15 protein-coding genes are annotated in these 22,510 nt (G+C 43.1%); 9 read left to right on the plus strand and 6 right to left on the minus strand.

The window, feature by feature from the left end:
• The first annotated feature begins 221 nt into the window (after positions 1–221).
• Together WCK19_RS13305 and folK are read left to right on the plus strand one after the other, a co-directional pair.
• Complete coding sequence (locus tag WCK19_RS13305) at positions 222–1,427, plus strand: acyl-CoA dehydrogenase (RefSeq protein WP_342397873.1); 1,206 nt, start codon at positions 222–224, stop codon at positions 1,425–1,427.
• Between the two features lie 6 nt (positions 1,428–1,433).
• Entirely contained in the window at positions 1,434–2,564 is a 1,131-nt protein-coding gene (gene folK, locus WCK19_RS13310; RefSeq protein WP_342397874.1) for a 2-amino-4-hydroxy-6-hydroxymethyldihydropteridine diphosphokinase, read from the plus strand.
• A gap of 17 nt (positions 2,565–2,581) precedes the next feature.
• Here the strand turns inward: folK and WCK19_RS13315 are convergent, their stop codons facing one another.
• A complete protein-coding gene (locus WCK19_RS13315; RefSeq protein ID WP_342397875.1) occupies positions 2,582–3,676 on the minus strand; it encodes an RDD family protein in 1,095 nt (364 codons plus the stop codon).
• Positions 3,677–3,979: 303 nt separating this feature from the next.
• Positions 3,980–4,669 (minus strand): PadR family transcriptional regulator, encoded by a 690-nt coding sequence (locus WCK19_RS13320; RefSeq protein WP_342397876.1) that lies wholly within the window; start codon positions 4,667–4,669, stop codon positions 3,980–3,982.
• A gap of 495 nt (positions 4,670–5,164) precedes the next feature.
• Between WCK19_RS13320 and WCK19_RS13325 the strand changes: the two genes are divergently transcribed.
• The 7 genes from WCK19_RS13325 to WCK19_RS13355 are packed head-to-tail and all read left to right on the plus strand — an operon-like array spanning position 5,165 to position 13,683.
• Complete coding sequence (locus WCK19_RS13325; protein ID WP_342397877.1) at positions 5,165–6,133, plus strand: NAD-dependent epimerase/dehydratase family protein; 969 nt, start codon at positions 5,165–5,167, stop codon at positions 6,131–6,133.
• A gap of 30 nt (positions 6,134–6,163) precedes the next feature.
• Positions 6,164–6,952, plus strand: a complete 789-nt coding sequence (locus tag WCK19_RS13330) for a transketolase (RefSeq protein ID WP_342397878.1) — start codon at positions 6,164–6,166, stop codon at positions 6,950–6,952.
• Complete coding sequence (locus WCK19_RS13335; RefSeq protein ID WP_342397879.1) at positions 6,952–7,890, plus strand: transketolase C-terminal domain-containing protein; 939 nt, start codon at positions 6,952–6,954, stop codon at positions 7,888–7,890. The genes WCK19_RS13330 and WCK19_RS13335 overlap by 1 nt, the downstream gene beginning before the upstream one ends.
• Positions 7,883–8,845 (plus strand): glycosyltransferase family 2 protein, encoded by a 963-nt coding sequence (locus tag WCK19_RS13340; RefSeq protein ID WP_342397880.1) that lies wholly within the window; start codon positions 7,883–7,885, stop codon positions 8,843–8,845. The genes WCK19_RS13335 and WCK19_RS13340 overlap by 8 nt, the downstream gene beginning before the upstream one ends.
• 5 nt (positions 8,846–8,850) lie before the next feature.
• Positions 8,851–9,765, plus strand: a complete 915-nt coding sequence (locus tag WCK19_RS13345; protein WP_342397881.1) for a class I SAM-dependent methyltransferase — start codon at positions 8,851–8,853, stop codon at positions 9,763–9,765.
• A gap of 27 nt (positions 9,766–9,792) precedes the next feature.
• Complete coding sequence (locus WCK19_RS13350) at positions 9,793–10,515, plus strand: class I SAM-dependent methyltransferase (RefSeq protein ID WP_342397882.1); 723 nt, start codon at positions 9,793–9,795, stop codon at positions 10,513–10,515.
• A gap of 27 nt (positions 10,516–10,542) precedes the next feature.
• Positions 10,543–13,683 carry a hypothetical protein gene (locus WCK19_RS13355; RefSeq protein ID WP_342397883.1) on the plus strand — a complete coding sequence of 1,047 codons (3,141 nt, stop codon included), beginning with the start codon at positions 10,543–10,545 and terminating at the stop codon, positions 13,681–13,683.
• Positions 13,684–13,776: 93 nt separating this feature from the next.
• Here the strand turns inward: WCK19_RS13355 and WCK19_RS13360 are convergent, their stop codons facing one another.
• From WCK19_RS13360 to WCK19_RS13375, 4 genes are all read right to left on the minus strand, one after another.
• On the minus strand, positions 13,777–15,549 hold the full coding sequence (locus WCK19_RS13360; protein ID WP_342397884.1) for a hypothetical protein: 1,773 nt from the start codon (positions 15,547–15,549) through the stop codon (positions 13,777–13,779).
• 88 nt (positions 15,550–15,637) lie between these two features.
• On the minus strand, positions 15,638–19,660 hold the full coding sequence (locus WCK19_RS13365) for a flippase activity-associated protein Agl23 (RefSeq protein ID WP_342397885.1): 4,023 nt from the start codon (positions 19,658–19,660) through the stop codon (positions 15,638–15,640).
• Positions 19,661–20,152: 492 nt separating this feature from the next.
• A complete protein-coding gene (locus WCK19_RS13370; RefSeq protein ID WP_342397886.1) occupies positions 20,153–20,761 on the minus strand; it encodes a nitroreductase family protein in 609 nt (202 codons plus the stop codon).
• Between the two features lie 110 nt (positions 20,762–20,871).
• Positions 20,872–22,473, minus strand: coding sequence for a DHA2 family efflux MFS transporter permease subunit (locus WCK19_RS13375; RefSeq protein WP_342397887.1), 1,602 nt, complete (start codon positions 22,471–22,473; stop codon positions 20,872–20,874).
• Positions 22,474–22,510 lie beyond the last annotated feature (37 nt).

The following is a 22,510-nucleotide window of genomic DNA, read 5'->3' on the forward strand; positions in this document are numbered from 1 at the left end:
TGCTATAACGGATTGCACCGGGAAAGCCGAACTGCAACGACCCCTTATCTTTATAACGTATATCGGGCTTAACAGTCACAGCAAGCATCGAAATAAAAATACTATGGGCTTTATGGGCAAAATTTCACTTGTAAAATTTGGTAGAAACGGCTTGTTTCTGTTAAAATTATGAAGTATTAGCTGATTACAAACTGGCGAGCAAACAGAGGAAGGGTACAAAGATGTCAACTGCTAAAGATACCTACAAAATGTACGGCAAAGATGATTTTAGCCTAGAGTTGAACGAGGATGAACGCGAAATACTTAACATGGTACGCGACTTTGCCCGGAATGAAGTAAAGCCTCGCGCCGCCGAAAATGACGCTAAAGCCGAATATCCTACCGACCTCGTAAAGCAGATGTCCGAATTAGGCATTATGGGGCTATCGTTCCCAGAGGAATACGGCGGAGCAGGGCAAAGTTATATTCTTTTTGCGCTGGCAGTCGAAGAATTGTGCGCTGCTTGCGCCTCTACAGGTCTGGTATTTGATGTAAATATGAGCCTTGGAGCAGAGCCAATTCTATTTTTCGGAAATGAAGAGCAAAAAATGAAATGGTTGCCGGGTATGGCAAGCGGCAAGAAATTGGGCGCGTTGGCTATGACCGAGCCGGGCGCAGGCAGCGATGCCGCCGGTATCAAAACCCGTGCGGTGCGCGATGGCGATAGCTATATTATCAATGGCTCCAAAACTTTCATTACACTTGGCAGTGTAGCCGAAACCTATGTAGTTACTGCCGTTACCGACCCAGAACTACGGGCGAAGCATCGCCACATCAGCGATTTCGTGGTGGAAAAAGGCACTCCCGGCTTGAGCTTTGGCCAGCCAATGCACAAGATGGGCATTACCGCCAGCATGACTACTGAAGTATTTTTTGATGATGTGCGTGTACCCGCTTCAAATTTGCTCGGTCAGGAAGGCGATGGCTTCAAAATTACGATGGATACCCTCGATGGAGGGCGGGTAGGGGTAGCGGCTCAAGCAATCGGTATCGCCCGTTCTGCCCTTGAAGATTGTATCGAATATGCCACGCAACGCAAGCAATTCAATACACCTGTCACCGAGTTTGAAGGCATCCAATTTATGCTGGCAGATATGGCAACTGCGATTGATGCGGCTCGCCTATTGACTCTACGCGCTGCCTACCTGCGCGAGAAGGGTATTCCCTGCGCTCGCGAAAGCAGTATGGCAAAGCTGTTTGCAGGAGATACCGCAATGAAAGTAGCCACCGATGCGCTTCAAATCTTTGGCGGTTACGGTTACATTAAAGAGTACCCTGCTGAACGCCATATGCGCGATGCAAAAATCACCCAGATTTACGAGGGAACACAGCAAGTGCAACGTCTGGTAGTGGCTCGCCAAACGTTGAAAAATCTGGTAAAGCGTTAATTATCTGTGGCTACTGTTTATCTCGCGTTAGGTGCAAACCTCGGAGATAGAAGAGCTAATCTTGCCGCTGCGCTGGAACGTCTCCGGCTAGGCGGCAAGTTTAGAGTTAGTGCGGTTTCCGACTTATACGAAACCCGCCCGGTAGGCTACACCAATCAGCCCGATTTCCTGAATATGGCGTTGGAAGGCGAAACCGAACTGCCTCCGCTTGAATTGCTGGAACGTCTGCAACAAATTGAGCGTTTGGCAGGACGGGATTTTTCTGTTCCTCGTAACTACCCCCGCCCGCTTGACCTCGACATACTTTTTTATGGCGACCAATTGGTTAATGATGTTGTCCTTCAGATTCCGCATCCACGCTTGCAAGAACGCGCCTTTGTACTTGCGCCGCTTGGCGAACTTGCGCCAAATATTAACCACCCGCTACTTCAGAAGAGTATAAAAGAATTGCTGTCTCCATACGACCTCGAAAAGGAAGGCGTATTTCGTTATAGCGCCGAACCACGTCTGCAACCTCCCTTCCCCCGGTTTCTTTTTGTGACGGGCAAATTAGCTGCATCTATACTGGAAGATTATTTGCAAACCTTGAGCGCAAAGCTTAACTTTACTTACGGGATAGCTACACTGAATATGGATGTTGCCGCTTTTATGAGCGTACGCTATATTGCCGACCATCTAAAGCTTCCAAAGGAAGAATCAGGTATTTACGATTTGCTGGTTATTCCCGGTTGGGCTAAAGGTGACATTGCTTCTCTTGAAAAAGCCATTGGTATAAGGGCGGCGCTGGGACCTACCGATTTGCCGGAATTGGAAAGATGGCTGGAACTACAAATACGCCAAACTAATAACTTGCCTATTTTTCATCATTACTATAATGAGGAACAGTTGCGGGAGATGCAAGCGCGTCTGACCGATTCAAATATCAGGATTTTCACCGATGGCAAGCGTATCCACGTCTTTAATGACCAATTGTTTGTGTCAAGCGGCATTGATGATAAGGAACTCCGAGCCCTATTTCGCCAATTTGGAATTGATAATGCTTCCCACGCCTTTTATTTAGGGCGCGAATTTTACAAAGCCGCAATTAGCATCCGCTTAGGCTTACCCTATCATCAAGACCGAGAACTGGAGCTATGACGTTATCTTCCAATCCTTTATGTTCCTCTTGCTTCGGATAGTGGCACAGCCTCAACTACATAAGTACCCGCCATTTTGTCATGCATTCCCTGTTTCCCCTTATCCGCCAGCATTACATACAGCACTACAATATAACCGACTATGTATATTGCCAAAACTACTATAAAGATGGTAAACAATGCACCTAAAAATTGCCCCGCTATATCAGAGTTTGACTGGCTTAGGATATTATCATTTATTAGCAACGGCATTAATAAATTGACTGTAATTCCGGCTACCGTCACCAACATAAAACTATAGAGGATTCCCCATAATGCTCTTAAAACGGCTGAACCCAAAGTTAAGGGGCTACCGCCACTGCGTATAACTTTAATATGGTTGATACGATGCCCAATAGTTTGTCCTCCCATAAATACTGTTATCACATGATAGAGAAACGGAATCGTACTAACCATAATTATATTGAGTAAATTCGAGAATATCCAATCAAAAAAATTGGAGTTGCTGGAAATGCTGGTTGAAGGGCTATTATAATTTGATTTTTGGCTAGAGCTATCGGGCATAGTTACGCTGGCGATACCGATAAAGATAAAAAAGATGAAGTAGAATAAAGACGATAAAAGATAGGTGATAATCGAGTCGATTACTGCACCCCAGAACCGCCCCATTAATCCAGCTAACCGCATTATGACGGTTTCGCCATCTTCTCCCGTAAAATAATAGCAACCTTTGTAAACACCGGTTTCAACCTTTGGTGAGGGTGGCACTTTTGGCTCAGAAAAGGGTGGTGTAGGCGGAGGTTTTACTGCTTCTGTTGCCGGTGATGGTTTAAGCTGTTGCCAAACTGGCGGGTTATCCGTTTCGCTTTTGTCTGCCGGGAGAGTTTTTTGCAACAAATCTTCAATTGATAAAGTTGAATTAGCGGATGTGCTGGCTATTGTATTTCCAGCAGTTACATTCGTTTGTATCGGTTTCATCCACGAAGGTACGAACCCATCATACACATTGGCGTTTACAGAATTGGAACTTTCCGAAGGGGTTAAGGGAAAATTACAAGCAAGGCATTTGGTAGAGTCTGCTAAATTTTCAAATTGGCATTTTGGACAAAGCATTTTGTTTCATCCTTCAAATTAATAGACGGTTGATTAAGACATTGCAAAATACTGTCACTATTATTCTAGGGCAACTCTAAATCTAAAAAAATAGCGTATTTATATTTTTGTAGGGATGGGGTTTTGGCTCGGAAAAGGGTGGTGTCGGAGTTTGTATCATTTTATTGCTCACCCCGTTCCCATAAAAACGAGTTGGTTTGACTCGCTCTTATGGGAAACGCGGCTTTATATTTAAGCATCCCGCCGTGTTAACTAGCGTTAGCACAGGGTGTAATACTGTCAGTAGTTGAGTGGTCTGAATATTTAATAGCCACTTGCCAGTTTGCGCCTCGCCTCGTTTAGCCACTCAATCACTGCTTCGTTTTGGCGAATGCGGAGGGTGGTGACCAATTCCACGTATTCCTGTTCTTCAGGAGTTGGGTCGCGGGCTAACTCATGTTCACTTGGTTTGGGGTGGCTGCGTTTGCCCTTTGGGCTGAAGTCTTCTTCTTCGCCTAGATTCAGCCCGCTATAATTCCCTGCGCGGATGTCTAGTAAATTCTCCACTTCTTCGTTCAGGGTATGTCCCTGCCTCAACCGTTCAAGCGCTTGCCTACATAGTTCGATTTGCCTGCCGATGAGCGCACCCACATCATCGGTACCAAGCTGGCGAGCAAAGTAGAGTTTGATAAGAAAATCGGGTTGGATTTCGCGCAGACGCGCTACAGGCGAACGTACCCACTCGATAAAAGCAGCCCGCCCGGTGCCGGTCAGGTTGAAAACACGTTTGGGCGGACGGTTTCCCTGAATCTCCATTTCAGCCTCTATGTAGTCCATCTTTTGCAACTTTTTGAGATTGGCATAGAGCATACTCATTTCAAGGTGACAAATCGTGCCTAATGCAGTTTCTGGAGCAAAGCGGCGAGCTAATTCGTAACCATGCTTTGAGCCGTCCATCAACAAGCCAAGCACAGCGTATTCGGTGGGCATCCAGATTTTTTCAGAGATAGCCATTGTTCAATCACTCCAATATTAATTTATTGAATAGTATCCTGAAAAAGTAAAGTCGTCAAGGTGTAGCAATCAGGGCGATTCAGAAAATAATATTTTACAATTGCCGAACTCAACATATTGGCAACCTGTAAAATTTCAGAAGTGATAGTAAGCTCACATTGTTAAACACTGAAACGCCCTAAGGGGTGAGGTTGCAGAAGTTGCTTTTTTATGGCATGATAGCGAAGAAGGAAATCACTCATTTCAGTTTTACTTCAATTTTCTATTTTGGTAGATAAACTAATAAGGCTTATGAGTTTGAAAATAGATGACATCTCTAATGCCCCTACTCTGAATCAACCATTACTTTAATTTAAATAGACTAATACCTAGTCTTGATTTGTTTGTTAACCATCAGCAAGATTGAAAAGCTGAAAATTGATTATCAAAGCATTGCGGACTAGGTACTAGCAATAGAAAAATCTAGTTTAGCTAGAAAACTCGAATGGTGAAGAAATGAAACGGGTGATTATCACAGGGGCTACCGGTTTTGTCGGGGCTAATTTGACCCGTCAGTTGTTATTAGAGGGTCATGAAATTCATCTTTTAGTCCGCCACGGCTACCAACTTTGGCGTATCGAAGATATTAAGAGCCATCTGCATTTTCATGAAATCGCTTTTGAGGATGCTCAGCGTGTTGTTCATACAATAGCTCAGATTCGACCTGATTGGATTTTCCATCTCGCAACCTATGGAGCATATTCCTCTCAGGGAGAAGCGCTGAAAGCGGTGTACTCCAACTTTTTGGGAACGGTTAATCTAGTCGAAGCCTGTTTGAAGTGCGGTTTTGAGGCTTTTGTGAATACAGGCTCATCGTCTGAATACGGACTTAAGAATTTCCCCCCCGCAGAAAATACCTTGTTAGAACCCAATAGCTATTATGCTGTAACAAAAGCTGCTGCCACCATGTATTGTCGCTACAGCGCCCAGCGTTACCAAGTCCACATACCTACACTTCGCTTGTACTCCGTCTATGGTCCTTATGAAGAACCTACTCGATTGATTCCAACGCTGATTACACAAGGGCTACAAGGGGAATTGCCGCCGCTGGTTAATCCTGCTATTGCGCGTGATTATGTTCATGTGGATGATGTATGCGAAGCGTATCTGTTAGCTGCTGGCAAAGTCATGCCAGAAGCAGGGGCAATCTATAATGTCGGTTGTGGGCAGCAAACTTCGCTGGCACAGGTGGTGGAGTTTGCTAGGCGCTCCTTAGATATTCGGGCTGAGCCTCAATGGGGTTCTATGGCAAACCGCCAATGGGATAGCGATGTATGGGTTTCCGATAACAGGAAAATAGAAAAAGAATTGGGCTGGAAACCTCGCCTGACTTTTGAGCAAGGCTTTAACAAAAATATAGAATGGTTTAAAGACAATCCGAAATTATTGCAGTATTATTACGACCACCGCGAATTTCCAAAATAAGAAATATGATAGCACATAAGAGGAAGTAGAATGACTTTAGCGCAAGAGGTCAAACAAATTATTCTAGAGCAATCTAAAAGAGCTAATGTAGGGCATATAGGGTCAAACTTATCTATTGCAGATATCGTAACTTCCCTTTACACTTCGATTTTGCAGATTTCTGACCCCGATGACCCAGAGCGCGATCGTTTTATCCTTTCCAAAGGACACGCTTCATTGGCGCTTTATGCGTCTCTTTATTTGAAAGGTTGGCTAACCAAAGAGGAGCTAAACACCTATTGCGGAGAGGATAGCCTGCTAGGAGTACATCCTGAGCATAAGTTGAAAGGGGTTGACTTTTCAACTGGGTCTCTAGGGCAGGGACTTTCAATGGCAACTGGGGCAGCCCTAGCAGCACGTTATCAAGGCTCCCAAAGGCGGGTGTTTGCCGTGATTAGTGATGCAGAATGTAATGAAGGTTCTACTTGGGAAGCAGTTATGTTTGCTGCCCATCATAAGCTTGCCAATTTGATTGTAATTATAGATCTAAATGGTCAGCAAGCTATAGGTTATACAGAGCAGGTACTTTCTCTTTCTCCTATGTCTGAGCGTTGGAAAGCCTTTGGTTGGGATGTGCATGAGGTAGATGGTCACAATTCCAGCCAAATTATTAATATTGTAGAAGGTCTCAATACAGTTGATGATTTACCCCACGTCCTGATTGCGAAAACAACCTTTGGGAAAGGGGTGTCTTTTATGGAACGGCAAATCAAATGGCATTACTACCCAATGTCAGATGAAGAATATCAGCAAGCGCTAAATGAAATACGAGGAAGCTAATGAGAGCGGCTTTTGCACAAACCCTAGCAGATTTAGCTGAGAATGACTCCAGAATTGTAATGCTAACTGGAGATTTGGGTTATATGGCGTTAGAGCCTTTCAGCCAACGCTGGCCCGAGCGATTTATAAACGTTGGAGTGGCTGAACAAAACATGGTTGGTATAGCTACTGGCATGGCAGAAGCAGGCTTGTTGCCTTTCATCTATTCGATTGTCACTTTTGCCACTCTACGCCCCTATGAGTTCATCCGTAATGGACCCGTGCTACACAAATTACCCGTGCGAATAGTGGGAGTTGGGGGCGGCTACGAATATGGAACTGCAGGACCTACTCATCATGGGCTTGAAGATGTAGGAGTCACTCGCTTGCAACCCGGTCTTACTGTCGTAGCTCCAGCAGACCACCAGCAAGCACGCTCTGCCTTTCAAGCAACATGGAATCTGCCCGGTCCTATCTACTATCGTCTAGGCAAGGATGATAAAACTACCGTACCTCATTTAAACGGTAGCTTCAAGCTAGGTCATACCCAGAATATTCGTCAAGGTAAAGATGTATTATTAATTAGTATGGGTAATATAACTGCCGATGTGGTTGTGTTGGCTGATTTGCTTGCATTGGAAGGGATTGAAGCTACTATATTAGTTGTCTCAAGTTTCAACCCTGACCCAACTGACGACCTATTAGCCACCCTTGCAGGTTTTAAGGTAGCCATTACTATCGAAGCTCACTATATTACAGGCGGCGTTGGCTCGCTAGTATCTGAAATAGTTGCAGAACACGGGCTAAACTGCCGGGTTGTGCGTTGTGGAATAAGGAATAGCCCTGATGGATTAACCGGTAGCCAGAGCTATTTATATCAAAAGCACGGTCTTTCCAAGCAAGCTTTATTTGAAACAACTCTGAGAGCTTTAAGCAAGGATAGAGAAGTCAATGGGTAAGAAAAAAATTAGTGCTATTATTGCATGCTATCGAGATGCCCAAGCTGTTCCGATTATGTACCAACGTTTGACAGCTGTATTTCAAAAAATTGATGTGGATTTTGAAATAATCTTTGTTAATGATGCTAGTCCCGACAATGCAGAAGAAGTGCTGGCTGAACTGGCTTCTCGCGATAAAAAAGTAGTGGTAATTAACCACTCACGTAATTTTGGTTCCCAGAATGCTTTTACCAGCGGAATGAAACTTGCCACAGGAGATGCCGTAGTTTTGCTGGATGGGGATTTACAAGACCCACCAGAGTTAATTGAAGAATTCTATCTGAAATGGCGAGAAGGGTACAATGTTGTATATGGCGTTCGTGTAAAACGGGAAGCCACCCTCTTTTTGCAAGTAGCCTACAAATTATTTTACAGGCTTTTCCGCGCCGCCTCTTACATACCTATGCCGCTTGATGCTGGTGATTTTTCTTTGCTAGACCGAAGCGTGATAAATGCCATGAATAAGCTACCAGAAAATAATCGGTTTCTACGTGGCTTGCGAGCATGGGTCGGTTTTAAACAGGTTGGTGTAGCTTATGTTCGCCCAGAGCGCATGTTTGGTCGTACCACCAATTCCTTATGGAAAAACATAGCTTGGGCGCGTAAAGGTATATTTTCTTTTTCCTATGCGCCGCTTGAAATTATTTCTTTCATTTCATTGTTTATGGCAATGTTTTCTTTTATAGCAATTATAGCTCAAGTTATTTTGCGTATTGTCAAGCCAAAATTAGTACCTTCTGGATTTACGACTATTATTTCCTTGATTCTGTTTTTAGGAAGCATTCAGCTTTTGTGTTTCAATATTATTGGCTCTTATATTGAACATATTTATGATGAGGTAAAACGTCGTCCTACGTTTATAGTTAAAAGCATTCTTAACTCCCCAGAGAGTTCTGAAAATAAGGAGAGCAAGTAAAGGCAATGCCCGAAGTTGAATTACTTCCTACACGTTGTGCAATTTGTAACACCGAAGATAATGCCACCGAACTCTATCCAGCTAATTTTGACTTGCAAGCTTTCAACCCAACAATCTTTTCGGCTCGGCGTTTGCCTGACCGAATTCATTACCGGCTGGTAAAGTGTAAACGATGTGGTCTAGTTCGCTCTGATCCAATCGTTGACCCGGAATTCCTTTCCCAGCTTTATGCTTTGAGTACCTTTACTTACAGTTCAGAAGTAGCTAATCTTAAAGCCACTTACGGGCATTACCTAGCAAAATTGGTTGGATGTGGCGCTGTTAAAGGGACTTTACTTGAAATAGGCTGTGGAAACGGTTTTTTTCTTGAAGAGGCTATTTCGCAAGGGTATCTTAGTGTACACGGTGTAGAGCCAAGTAAGGAAGCGATAGAACGAGCTGCTCCCCATGTTCGCTCAAATATTGTTTGTGATATTATGCGTCCTAATCTATTCGAGCCGGATATGTTTGATGTGATTTGCCTATTTCAGGTGTTTGACCATTTACCTGACCCTGTTTCTCTCATTAAAGAATGCTATCGGGTGCTAAAACCCGGGGGATTAATACTCTTTCTAAATCACAATGTAGCAGCAGTTTCAGCTAAGGTGCTTGGAGAGCGCAGCCCTGTTGTAGATATTGAACACACCTACCTGTATAGTCCAACTACACTAGACAAGCTTATTTCTCTGCATGGCTTTAAGGTAAAAACGTCAGGTAAGGTCTATAATAATTATACCCTTAAGTATTTAACCCACTTAATACCGTTGCCCAAGTTTATTAAGCCTCGACTATTATCAATGCTACAACATAGTTCGGTAGGTCGGATAAAGCTCTCATTACCTTTGGGTAATCTATATGTAGTAGGACAAAAGCCCCAGTAAAATATATTTAAGGAGAGTAGGTGTTCATTGCCAGATTATTTTAATAAAAATGTTGAAATCTTTAACCAAGATGCACAAGCCAATGAAGGCTATATATATACTGCTACCAATAGACTTAGCAGCAACTTAGCAACGCAGCGTACTACTGATTGTATATTGGAAACTAAATACTTCACGGGGCGAACCGTTTTAGATATGGGCTGTGGAGACGGTTTTTATACAACCCGTTTCTATGATCTTGGGCATCCTAGTAAATTATACGGGGTAGATGGAGCAAAAGCTGCTATTGATGTAGCTAATTCAAACAAGGGAGACCGGCAAATTGCATTTGAAGTTGGAGATGTGCATAATTTGCCTTACCCCGATAACAGCTTCGACTTAGTTATGTTGCAAAGCATTCTACATCATGATGATAACCCGGCGGATATAATACGAGAGGCTTTTCGGTTAGCGCCGTTAGTTTTAATTCATGAACCTAATGGTAATAATTTCGGGCTTAAAATTATCGAGAAACTCTCCCGGTATCACCGAGAACACCATGAAAAATCCTATAGTACCCGCCAAATGATAGGTTGGATAAATCAAACTGGCGGAAAGGTAGTTTATAAACGCTTTGCTGGATTTGTGCCCATGTTTTGTTCGGACAGAATAGCGAAAACCACAAAAATGATTGAGCCTCTTATAGAGCGTCTGCCTTTAATCAATACTCTGGGCTGTGCTATCTATGTTTTAGTAGCTGAACGCAATTAAATTTGATTTGGAGCATCTACTTTTTTTATGTTAGCTAAAATCATTGAGCCTTTTTCCAGAACAGAAAAAACACGGTTTTTCAATATTTTTTTGCTGGCAACTATTACCTTAAGCCTTTTACTTGCTATTCTTCTACAAATCATCGAAAAACCTAAATTCCACATAGTTCTAACCCCCGACACCCTTGCCTCTAAAGTTGTAAGAGAAGGGACAATAGGCGGTTTTTATCCAGTTCAAGTGGATAATTTAGGCAATTCCTATGTGTGGAGTAAAGATAAAGTCGTACTCTATTTTTATCTAGCGGTTAGAGACCCTTTTGAGATAACCCTAGATTTAAGAAGCTCCTCGGTTGCGGGTGGTCCGGGCGATAAAATTCTTTTGAAAGTAAATGGCGTTGAAATTACCCAACTGCAACCCTCTACAAATAAGCTTGAATTTCAAACATTCACAATTACTAGCAATGCTCCGAAAATAATACAGGAAAATAATAAAGATACCTTAAAGATAGAATTAATTACAACAGCCTTTAATCCTCCCAATGACACGCGCAGTTTAGGGTTCATGGCGAAGAACATTTCAATCAATGGTAACGAAAGTTGGAATGTTTTAATTCGGCATCCATTGATACTAATATTTGCACCCCTGCTTTTGATAGTTGCTACTATACTAACATTGTTACGTAAGAATTATAATACAAAGCTGTTGGGCAACCTATCATTTGCAATTTACATTGCGGGATTCTTACTTAGCTGCTTTGCCCTAGTAATGATGTTGCAGGTACAGACACCCGATGCTATAAATCTAAATACTTATTATTTATGGGTTGGTAGTCTTTTATTCTTTGCCGTTATTTTCTTGATAGCAATTCTTAATTCATTGGGAATTTATTCGGCTTTGAAGGTTATTTTCTTGGCAGCTTTTAATCCATCAAATTTGTATTCGGCTTTAAGGCTTGAATTAGAACCATTTTGGATAATAGGCTTAGCTCTACTGCCTTTTGGGTTGGGGATTGATAACTGGTTTGGCTTAACTAGCTCAACCACAGCGTGGGTCTATTATATAATACTAGGCACTCTTTTTCCTAGCCTCCTAATTTTGGTATCTTTTTTAGAAACTTTTTGGCGTGCCGGATTATTTTTCATACAGCTACTTAAAATTTTGTTGGCAGTGTATTGCCTAATATTTACTTTTTTCTTATTAATAGGTCATAACAGCATTTTTGGTCTAATTCTAGGCTTAGCACATTGGAGTATCCCTAAGATTTTCCAATCGCATATCAAGATTTCCGGAGAAAACACAAAACTTTCCATAAGCCTAATGTGGAAATTAAGTGATTTTAAACTATTCAATCTTTATGTGCTTTGTATTTCGTGGGTTGCAGTTATAGAATTGATTTATTGGGTTCGACTCGAAAGTTGGCTGTCCACTTCAGTATATAGCTTTGTTATTTTTATCTTCGCATTGTTACTTATTACACTAAATATTTACACCCGAAAGGCTTCAAAAACCAAAGATTACCCCAGTTTGCAACTTCCAGCCAATGTTAATGCTTGGAAGTGGCTTTTGAATAAAATTGCTTCTAGTAGGCTACACCTTGGGGGTAATCTGATTGCGGTGGTAATATTTGGTTTAGCTAGTTTGCGTACCCAAGAGCTATTTGGGGGGGGAGCATCATTCTTGCATTGGGGTGTTTTTGTTAGCTCTGCTCAAATGGTACGTCAAGGAGGCTGGTTGCTTTGGGATGTTCCCTCTCAATATGGTTTTCTAAACATACTAATTATAGCTTGGCTACCTATTAAAAGTGCATGGGTTTCTCTTTTTGTAGTGAATGCAATATTGCTTTTTGCTACTGCATGCTTTCTTTTCTTTCTAATTCGCACTCTAGGAAAAGGCTTTGGTAATTTACTACTCGCTCTTTTTTTGACACTTTCAGCCGTCTTCTTAGTTCCCGGGTATGCTTCTTCCATTACAGGACCACATCCATACCCAAGTGTCGGACCATTACGTTTTATTTGGTGCTACGTACTGCTAGGAATTCTTTGGCTAGGAATTAGGTTTGAACAACAACCAAAAGTCTATCGCAAGGTTCCTTTAATTGGTCTTATCGCTTGGCTTATCGGTTCTCTTTGGTCGGCAGAAAGCGCGATATATTGTGCAGCAATATGGTTGCCTGCCTATATCTTTATAATACTTCGGCAAACTGTTACGGATCAGCGAGGCTGGCGGGTAAAAATTTATCCGGCTATCGGCTGGCTATTACTGCCACTTGGTCTAATTCTAGCAATTTTAGCCTGTTTTGCCGGCTACTATAGTCTAATTTTAGGTCAAGGTCCAGATTGGCATGTTTATTTTGATTATGCTTTAGCCTTTCAGGGAGGCTTTGGATCCTATCCAATGGATATTGGCGGACCAGTGTGGATTTTGTTTATTGTGCTTTGCTTAATAGCAGTTACCGCTATTTATTTTATTAAAGATAGTTTCTTACATCCCAGTTTGAGTCTCGTTTTAGGTATTTTCGGGGCAGTTTGGGCAACTTCCAGCTATTTTATAGGACGCAGCCACCCCAATAACGTGATTAATCTAAGCACCATCTGGATTTGCGCTAGTATCTTGATACTTTATCTTATTACCCACTACAAAAAAGTAGGCAGGTGGTCAGAGCTTATTAAAGCAGGTTTTTTACCTATTTTAGTAGTTGTTTTGACCATTGCTTTTGGTAATCAGCCCGCTCTTATGAATTATATAGGTCCTTTTCATAAAGACTATACGCTGAACCTTGAAAAGCAACTCCCTGCAATAGACCAGTCGTTATCCGCCTTATTACAGCAAGCCCAAGTAAAAGAGGAGGATCCCTTCATCTACGCTGGGATGACCTTACTTCCAGCTTGGCAAAAAAACAATCCAGATGACCGTGTCATGTTTACAAAAACGTGGCTCCCTACTGCTCCAATGGGGAATCTTTTTATTCCAATATCTAAGGAGCGCGGTGAAATATATATTCAAAGATATATAGCTCATCTTAAATTAAGCGGTTGGCTCCTTAGACCGATAGAGAATGACCCAACTTTGAAATGGATAATAGACGAGATTCAATATACCCACAAACCAACTAAGGTGTTTAAAAATGAGAATTGGGAACTTAGCTGGTATGATATTATAAACCCGTAGAACTGGGCAGGGTAAGAGCAAAAAGATTAGATAGAGGTAAAATAACCACAGCGAGAAACTATTTGATTGACAATTAGCCGCTAAAAACTGAGCTCAGAAAATGAGTGCGCCATCGTGAATTTGAAGATTTATAATTGGCACTCCATTCTGTGAAAGATTTGCTGCAATTGGAAACTCGATCGTTTGCAGCAGCGCATTATTTTCATCAATAATACGCAAATCTTTTATTACATAAACAGTACCCCAACGATATGAGAATAATAAAAGATGGTCAATTTGAAGCTCAGAATTCCCCACCCTAAGAAGATTTGGTGTTGCTGTACTACTTAGTTGAATCGGCGCCCATTTATTACCTGTAACCGCATACAAATCTTTACGTTGGTAAGAATTTTGTATAGATGCTGATAAAGACCAGTTTGTTTCAAGAACTCCGAATAACAGAGACACAGCATGCACATATTTAGCAGGATAGGTTTCAACTGTAGCCACCGGAACTAAAATAGTTTTTTCAGGCAATGCTTGAGATGGCAATGCTTTAGTTATAGCATTCACTTCTTTTTGGTCAAGGTCATAACGAATTGCAAAGGATTCAGCAAAGCCTGTGGTACAAATAGAGCTGAACAGCAGTAAAGCACCGACGAGTACAATCCAAATCTTGCTAACAAATATATATTGAAACTTTTTATTAATTATCCAGAATAATGACCCTAAAGCTATACCAAGACCCGCATAAGGAAAATAGAGCATTCTATACTCTAAAATCTGTCCCTTTATCAGAATTCCGGGAATAAATAATAGCAAAGCAATCCATATAATACCGCTCAGGAAAACAATAACTCCAGTTTTGTAAGTCATCTTATATTCATTTGTAGAAGGTTTCCAGCTAAAAACAGTCCATATAAGAGCAACTATTAACAGAAGAAAAAGAGTGATTCCCTTCCAACTACCAACTATTACTGAAAGACCCAAATTGAAAACTTCTTTGGTCAAAGGCAGACCCCAATCAGAACTAATGGTCATACCTTCTAGCCTTTGCATGTATTGGGCTGGACGTTGGAGTATAGCTTCAATGTTTGTATCTAGTCCTCCTCGTCCTTCAATAAACGTGGAGTTACGGTAAAAAACTAAATAAAACCCTACGGCAACAAGGCTTGGACAGATTAAAATGATTGTGATTCGCTTGAAAAACGACCAATAAGCTGACAAACGGGTAAAAGATTCCAATTGCGTAAGTCCCAATAATGGAACAAGGAGAATAACTAGCGCAAGTGGCTCCTCAACATAAAGCATCAAGGCATAAGCTAAAGTGCCAATTATTATTTTTACAATGCGGTGATTTGGTTCGGCAAGTGCTTTCCAGCAAGCAATCAGAAATATAAGGGCTAACATTGAAATTATAATGTAAACAAAAGCCCAGAGGGTAGCTTCAGACGCATAAAACGGCATCAATAAAATCCACCCGCTAATAACCGCAGCTAACTTGGAGCCTAGTATCTGGTATATTAACCAGCCAAGTAAGAAAGCTGTAACTCCTATCGCCAAACAGACTATTAGTCTTGGGATAATCTCGAAATCTGGAATGAAAAAGTAAAACGCATAACCCATTGCCCAAGCGCCTGCACGAGGCTGATTATATTTCACTTCACTCGGCATAAACTTAAATAAATAATCGTCTGAATAAAACCCTCTTTGCCAGACAAGCATATAGCCTAAAATTAGGCAAAGTATGGAAGTAATTAACCAATTATAATTTCTGAGCTTTGTATATATATACGGATATATAGTTTTTGTAATAAATGAGAGGTAATATTTGTAAGTGCGTTTTTCAAAATTACTTGAGGTTTTGCTATTTTCCAAATCTTGCATTAATAATTCTCCAAAGATAAATTGTTACCTTAGAAAAAACTATAGTTAAAATTATTATAACAACTCAGAATACCTTTACAGGCTGTATTTATGAGGGTTTAACTTTATAGACATTGTGTCGCTTGGCATCAGCAATATAAAGTGAGCCATCCGCCCCTACCGCTACCCCAACCGGATTTTCCAATATCAGGCTTGCGCTGCTTTCGATAGTCTGGAGCAAGTTACCCTCTGGGGAATATTTATAAACACGCGCGTTCGTTGGGTCAGAAATAAACAGATTTCCGACTTTATCGAGCGTAACATAAGGCTCATTAAGGTATTGGTCGCGCCAATTGGGGAATTTTATCTCGCTTAAGAATTTGCCATCACGATCTAAAATTTCAAGACGTTTATTCCGCATATCGGTTACATATACTTTGCCGTCCGGTGATACTGCTACGCTCACCGGCTCATCAAATTGCCCCTGCCCGCTTCCGCGCCCTCCGAATTGTCGCAAGAAAATGCCATTGGCATCAAAAACCGCCACCCGCCGATTTCCGGTATCGGCTACATATAGCTCTTTACGAGTTGTATCGTAGAAAATACCACGCGGTCCGTAAAAGCCTATAGGCTGTATTTTTGCTTGCTCTAAATCACCTTTATTATCGTAGCCTTCGCCCCATTTCATCAGGAATTTACCGCTGGAATCGAACTTTTCGATGCGATAATTCCAACTATCCGAGACATATATATTGCCTTGTTCATCTACCGCAATACCGCCCGCGCCGCCGTCATTCTGGATAATGCCGAACAAACCATCGCCGTTGCCAATTTTGCCGAATTTGGACAGGAAATTGCCCCCAGAATCGAAGCGTTGCACTCGTCCATTGGCGCTATCCAGTACCAGTAAATCACCATTTGGCGCAATTGTTAGAGCGCGTGGCACTTTAAACTGACCATTTTTCAAGCCCGGTTGGGTAGCTTCCCCAAGTTTGTAGGCAAACTCATCGGTAGTTGTGCCGTTGGTTTTAGTTGCTCCGGTATAATTTAAGCCGCCCAATAGCATAAAATCGGGCGCGAGGTCATTGCGGACATAAACAACCATGTCGTAGGAAGGTAGGGCTTGTTGCAACTCTCGATACAGGGTATAGCGCCACATCAAGTTTGCGCTGGGCTGTCTAGTAAAAGTATCCCAGAGCTTGCCCCAATCGGTGTATTTTATATTCTTTTTATCAAGATTCGAGTTTGCGCTATCGGCAGGTGCTTTGCCAATACCCAAGTAACCGTTATCATCTTCAGGTAGCCACCAATAGCGCCGAAACAGCATGCGAGTATAATTATCACGCATTTGCTCTTGTAGCTTGAATTGGTCTTCGCTCCGGTCAAGCGCGATAATGGCGTAAGCAATGCCTCGGCTATCTTTAGGAGGGGCAGCATCCGAATTTTGGCTTGAATCGTTGTTAGGAGTAAAGTAGCTTACATAAGTATATTTACGGAAATACCAAGATAAAGGCGGTGCGACAGATTGCGCCAACAAGATTGGCATTTCCTTGCTACCGGCAGGGTCTGCAACCGCTTTGGTACGAGATGCGCTATCCGTAGCCGCGCTTTTCCAGCTTTCTTTGTGATCGTTGGATAGCTTATCAACCCGTTCCACAAAATTAATCAATTCCGGCGTGGTTTGCACCTGTATCATCGGCTCAACATTGGTGACGGGGTTGTTGTAATTGAGCATGAGAGTGGCTTTGATACCGTAGATACCCAATGCAAGGCTAAAAAGCAACGCCAACGTAGCACGCATAATTTTACCGGAGATGCGTTTACTGCGCCATAACCAAAGGCTTATGACGAAAAAGCTTAATACTACCAAAATCGCTATTACGGCAATTCCAAGACGACTTCCAACGATTGAGTTATCCGGTGTAGTTGCCACATATACGGGTAAATTGCTGGTAGTATCTGGTAAATTCCCGGTCAGGTTAGAAAGGAAACCGATTGAAATTGCGATGGCGACAAACATTAAAAATGCAATGCCGCCAAAAAGCAACCCCTGACTAGGCTTTAGCAATTTTTGCCAGCTAATGCGCCGCACCTGATTATCGAAGAACACGGCAGAGGTAAGGATGGCGGGCAAGGCTACCTGCATATTCAACCAAGGCACTTTTTCTCCGGCTATGGAGTAGGTAATCATTGCCAGTACGCTCCACCAAGCGCAATAACCTGCAAAGAGACCGCGCATTGTAAAAATAGGGCGACCTTTACGCAACGAGCGCCTAATCCAGCCAATTGGGAAGGCGAATAAGGCAACGGTAGAGAGAATTAAGGGCAAGATTTCGTATAGCAACATCAGCATGGGATAATAGAACCACGGCTGATCTATACGTCTGGTATCATGCACCCCAGCCCAGTATTCTACGCCCTTGTATATACCATCTGCCAGTCCTTGTGGATAGAAGAAAAAATTCCCAAATAGAAGGATGTATATAATTGCGAAACTGCCAAAAAATCCTGCTAAAGCCAGCGGATTGCGGAAGATACCAAGAATACCGCGCAATGCTGCACTTCCTCTTAGTTTTTCATCCGGTAAATCGGTAGCCAACGAAACCAGCCAACCCGCTACTATACCAATGGCTAGTGCAGCAAAAAAGCCGTTGAAAATATAAGCTACCCACTTATCCACTTCGGGACCTACTAGGAAAAGACCCCCTTTCGGACGTACTCCGCCTTTCAGGGGATCTACCGCCAGAAAACGCAGGCTTACCAATGCCGCAACTAACCATGTTCCAACAAAAGCAATGGCAAATCCAATAATGCCGGTTCGGTTCGCCACCAGAAAACGGCGTTGCCATATCCAACCCACTAATGACCCGATAAACAACGCCAGTAGCAAAATTATTACCAACGAAAGAGCTATGCTACTTATTTTGTCTGCTGTAGATACAGATGTGGTGGCGGTAGCAGTTGCCAATCCGGTGGTTGCGTCCGCCTTTGCTTTAGCTGGAGAGAATGTTCGGTAAGCTTGGAAAGCCCCAAGCCCGCCAAACGCTAATAAACTAACCACCAGCGCGATTATGCGCGGCGTACGTTCGAGCCTTCTCCACATACCGACATAAGCCTGAGACAGCAAGATAGCCGCTATAGCTGAAATAGCCAACAGCAAGGGGATAATGATAATCCCTGCCGGAATTCCACCACTAGCATCAGAGCTAAAAAGCTTTGGAGCAGTTGAACTAAGTAAATCACTACTATTAAAAGCCAACGCGCCGGCAAAAACCAGAAACAAACCTATGCTACTCAACAGGCGCGGTGAAAAAATTCGGGATGCAGGTTTTGCATCCTCTGTTACCTCATCGGGATTTTCCGAGCTTATATCATCTACGCTTACCGGTTCGTTAGTTTCTTCCTTACTCAAAAATTCCGTTTCGACTATAGCGTTCGGCTTTTTCTGACGGGCAATTTTAGCGGGCAACCCCACCAATTCAACCGCAAACATAAGTACCAACCACCCTACCAAAATGGCGGTATTCATGAATACCAGTTCGTGGCTGGCATAGGTTATTACCAAGCCAATGCCAGCAGCGGATAGCCAACTTGCTTTTCTGGAACTGAAGAAACGGAAAACACCAATAGCAAATAATAATTCGCCAAAAACGGCGAAAGCATCATGGCGAAGGTTACGAGAATAGTAGAGGATAGAAGGCGAAATTAGGATGAAAATACCCGCAAAAAGTGCGCCCGCTTTACCGATTAGAGTTCTCAGATACCAGCAAAGAGCGACAATGCCAATCCCGAACACAGCGGGCGCAACTCGAGCAGTGGTATCGTTAGAATCACCGAACAGGAAAAAGCTGAGGCTGACCATGTAATACAGGAACGGTCCATGAAAGGTTGGGTCATAGGAATAGAACTGACCGTTCAGATACATGCCACGTGTGAAAGAACCGGCATGAGTAGCCTCATCCTGATGCAATGCACGAGGTCCAAGGTCAGTAAGACGGGTAAGGACTGCCAGAATAATGAGAACAATCCAAGCGATAGCTTCCCGATTCAACCATGCCGCTTCTATCCAACTACGGGTTTGGAAGCGTTTCGCGGTTGCCTGTTTAATTTTTTGGGCTTGCAGAGTTTCCACAGAAAGTTATATTAATATTTTGCTAATTTGTTATTTCAAAATTAAAACACCACACTAACCCTAAACGTTTTGTTGTTGCGCTATTTTAAGCTAAACTGGTTGGAAAAAGCAATTTTTTACCACTGTTTTGGATAAATTCGATAGGTTTAGCTTATTTGCCGATCACACAGAGGGAGGATTCTAGCATACTTGCTACTGTGTTATTATTTCGACAAGTTAGGTTGGATTTAAAGAAAGTGCCGTAACAACCCACCTGATTTCAACATAGGGATAATTAGGTAGCCACTGGTCTGGATAATATGCGCGATTAAGCCCGTTTTTTGAGCTTTTTCACCACTCTAGTACAGAGATTTTGAAATAAAACGAGATAAGGACTTTCGCTTTAGAGGTGATTTCAGGCAAAAAGCTTAAGCCCATTGTCTCTAATCTAGGTTTATTAATCCTATTCCAAGCGAAAGTCCTTTAATTATAGAAAAGCTTGAAAGAATCCCTCTAAATTTCAGAGGCTGGGAGCTTCAATGGTTGATTCCAGCTTCCTTTAAATACAAACTCCGAAAGAGGTTTGCGGGTACGAGGCGCAAGTTCCCGCTCTCGTAAAGGTTCAGGCAACTGGTCGGCATCGCCGGGATAGCCGATAGCAATTGCCGTTACTACCTCATACCCTTCCGGTATCTGGAATACTTGCTGAGCTTTTTCAGAATCGAATCCAGCCATTTGGTGAACATACAAACCAAAAGCCCCTGCTTGTACTGTCAGATGTGCTACCGCTTGCCCCACATCGTACAAAGCCCAGCGATAGGGCTTTCCGGGTTGAAGACTTACTTTTGCCACTGATAACACTAACACTGGCACGTCTTTGTTCCAAGCCTGATTTCCGGGAACTAAAACATCAAAAATCTTTTGATGAGTTTCCGGGTCGCTCTGAGTACCAACAATGAAAGACCACGGTTGGCTATTCCCGCCGGAGGGCGACCAACGCGCCGCTTCAAAGAGACTCAGAAGTTTTTCCTCCTCAACAGGCTGACTGGAAAAGGCGCGGGGACTCCAGCGATTTGCCAGAATTTCGTGAATTGCATAACTTGTTTCTGCAAGCTTGGTCATTTTTTTCTCTTTTCTAGTTGATAACTAAATTTATAGCACGTAACTTGCATTCTTCCAACTGCGCTGTTCCATAGAATAACAAGCTTAGAACTGAACCCAAATTTGAGTTATTACCCCATATGAATCGGCACAGCTTCCAGACTACCGTGTAATCGCTCGGCTTCTTCCTCCATCGCAATTACATTTTTGCGGCTTGGAAGCGCAAAGGAAAGCAACAGGACCAGCACCGTACCGATTGCCAGATAGATAAAGACATCGTTTATGCCGCCCGTTCCCGCTTGTGCGCCTAATTGTTGCATCGCCTGAATATACTGTGGGTCTGCCGGATTCGGAGCGGATGCGCCTGCCGGTAGATTTCGTATAGCGTCAGCCTGCAACAAATTAAAGTGATAGGTGGTTTGTTGTCCCAACAAAGTAATTGTAATCGCTGTCGCCACCGAACCGGCTATTTGGCGGGTGACATTAAGCAGCGAACTAGCTTTGGTCAGAGCCGTGCCTCGCAACGAAAGGAAAGCCAAAGTTTGCGAAGGAATAAAGGTAAGACCAAGACCCATCCCAAGTAAGAAGTTCCAAGGAGACATCGCCCAACCATCGGTGGTAGGTGTTAGATTACCGAACTGCCACAACGCAATTATTACAAAAATTGCGCCTGTTCCGGTTATTAAGCGACCGCCTAGTTTGTTGAATAAGGGACCACCCAACCCCGCGCCGATTAATGAGCCTACCCCTTGCGGAATCAATGCCAACCCGGTATCTAAAGCTGTAAGATGGGGCGTGCGGATTTGTTGCAGGAATACAGGCAGTAGCAGCAATGCCCCAAACACCGTTCCGCTGATAACGCAAGAAACAACTGTAGCGATGGTGAAACTGTATTTCTTAAACATTCTTAAATCCAGCATGGGGTCTGAACGGTGCAACTCGTAAAGACAGAAAGCGGCAACCAACGCAACTCCACTACCCACCAGCGTCCACACTAGCCAGTAACCCCAACCATAAGCTATACCGCTAGGATTGAGTTGGGTACGAGTAGCCGGGTCAACTTCATTTACCAGCGAAAAGCCATATACTATGCCCAACACACCCATTGTTGAAAGAACCAGCCCTATATAGTCGAACTGTCTGCTAGTAGCCAATTCTTCAGGAGTGCGATGATGGTCATGGGGCATAATGCGCCAAGTCAGGAAAACGGTTATAAAGCCGATTGGCACATTAATCAGGAACAGGTATTGCCAGCCAAAGCTGTCGTTCAACCAGCCCCCCAGAATTGGTCCCAGAATTGGTCCAAGCAAGATAGGAATTACCAGCAAGGACATTGCTGCAGGTCTTTCGTGTGGCTCGAAAGGGTCAAGCGCAAGAGCCTGACCGAGCGGGAAGAGCGCCCCCGCGCCGATGCCTTGCAGCACCCGGAAGGTAATCAGCATGGTAGGGTCTTGCGTAACGCCACACAACAGCGAACCAACTGTGAATATCGCCACAGACCCCATGAATATACGTCTGCTGCCGAAGCGATTTCCCAAATAGCCAGCTACCGGTATCACTGCCGCCTGCGACAGAAAATAGCCTGTCACCAGCCACTGTACAGTGCTAAGGTCAATCTTTAGCTCCTTAGAAATCGGCACCAGCGCGATATTCACAATGGTATTATCGAGTATGCCCATTATCAAGCCTAAAGCAGCAGTTAGGGCTATGGCATACTTTCTCCCTTTTGTCATCTAAAATGTTCCTTTCTACATTAATGAGAAGCTGGTT

Source organism: Candidatus Chlorohelix sp., from assembly GCF_037138995.1.
Taxonomy (GTDB): Bacteria; Chloroflexota; Chloroflexia; order Chloroheliales; family Chloroheliaceae; genus Chlorohelix.

Coding starts and splice junctions, on each gene's coding strand:
- WCK19_RS13305 (WP_342397873.1), top strand. CDS start 222: ATGTCAACTGCTAAAGATACCTACAAAATGTACGGCAAAGATGATTTT.
- WCK19_RS13315 (WP_342397875.1), bottom strand. CDS start 3,676: ATGCTTTGTCCAAAATGCCAATTTGAAAATTTAGCAGACTCTACCAAA.
- WCK19_RS13320 (WP_342397876.1), bottom strand. CDS start 4,669: ATGGCTATCTCTGAAAAAATCTGGATGCCCACCGAATACGCTGTGCTT.
- WCK19_RS13325 (WP_342397877.1), top strand. CDS start 5,165: ATGAAACGGGTGATTATCACAGGGGCTACCGGTTTTGTCGGGGCTAAT.
- WCK19_RS13330 (WP_342397878.1), top strand. CDS start 6,164: ATGACTTTAGCGCAAGAGGTCAAACAAATTATTCTAGAGCAATCTAAA.
- WCK19_RS13335 (WP_342397879.1), top strand. CDS start 6,952: ATGAGAGCGGCTTTTGCACAAACCCTAGCAGATTTAGCTGAGAATGAC.
- WCK19_RS13340 (WP_342397880.1), top strand. CDS start 7,883: ATGGGTAAGAAAAAAATTAGTGCTATTATTGCATGCTATCGAGATGCC.
- WCK19_RS13345 (WP_342397881.1), top strand. CDS start 8,851: ATGCCCGAAGTTGAATTACTTCCTACACGTTGTGCAATTTGTAACACC.
- WCK19_RS13355 (WP_342397883.1), top strand. CDS start 10,543: ATGTTAGCTAAAATCATTGAGCCTTTTTCCAGAACAGAAAAAACACGG.
- WCK19_RS13360 (WP_342397884.1), bottom strand. CDS start 15,549: ATGCAAGATTTGGAAAATAGCAAAACCTCAAGTAATTTTGAAAAACGC.
- WCK19_RS13370 (WP_342397886.1), bottom strand. CDS start 20,761: ATGACCAAGCTTGCAGAAACAAGTTATGCAATTCACGAAATTCTGGCA.
- WCK19_RS13375 (WP_342397887.1), bottom strand. CDS start 22,473: ATGACAAAAGGGAGAAAGTATGCCATAGCCCTAACTGCTGCTTTAGGC.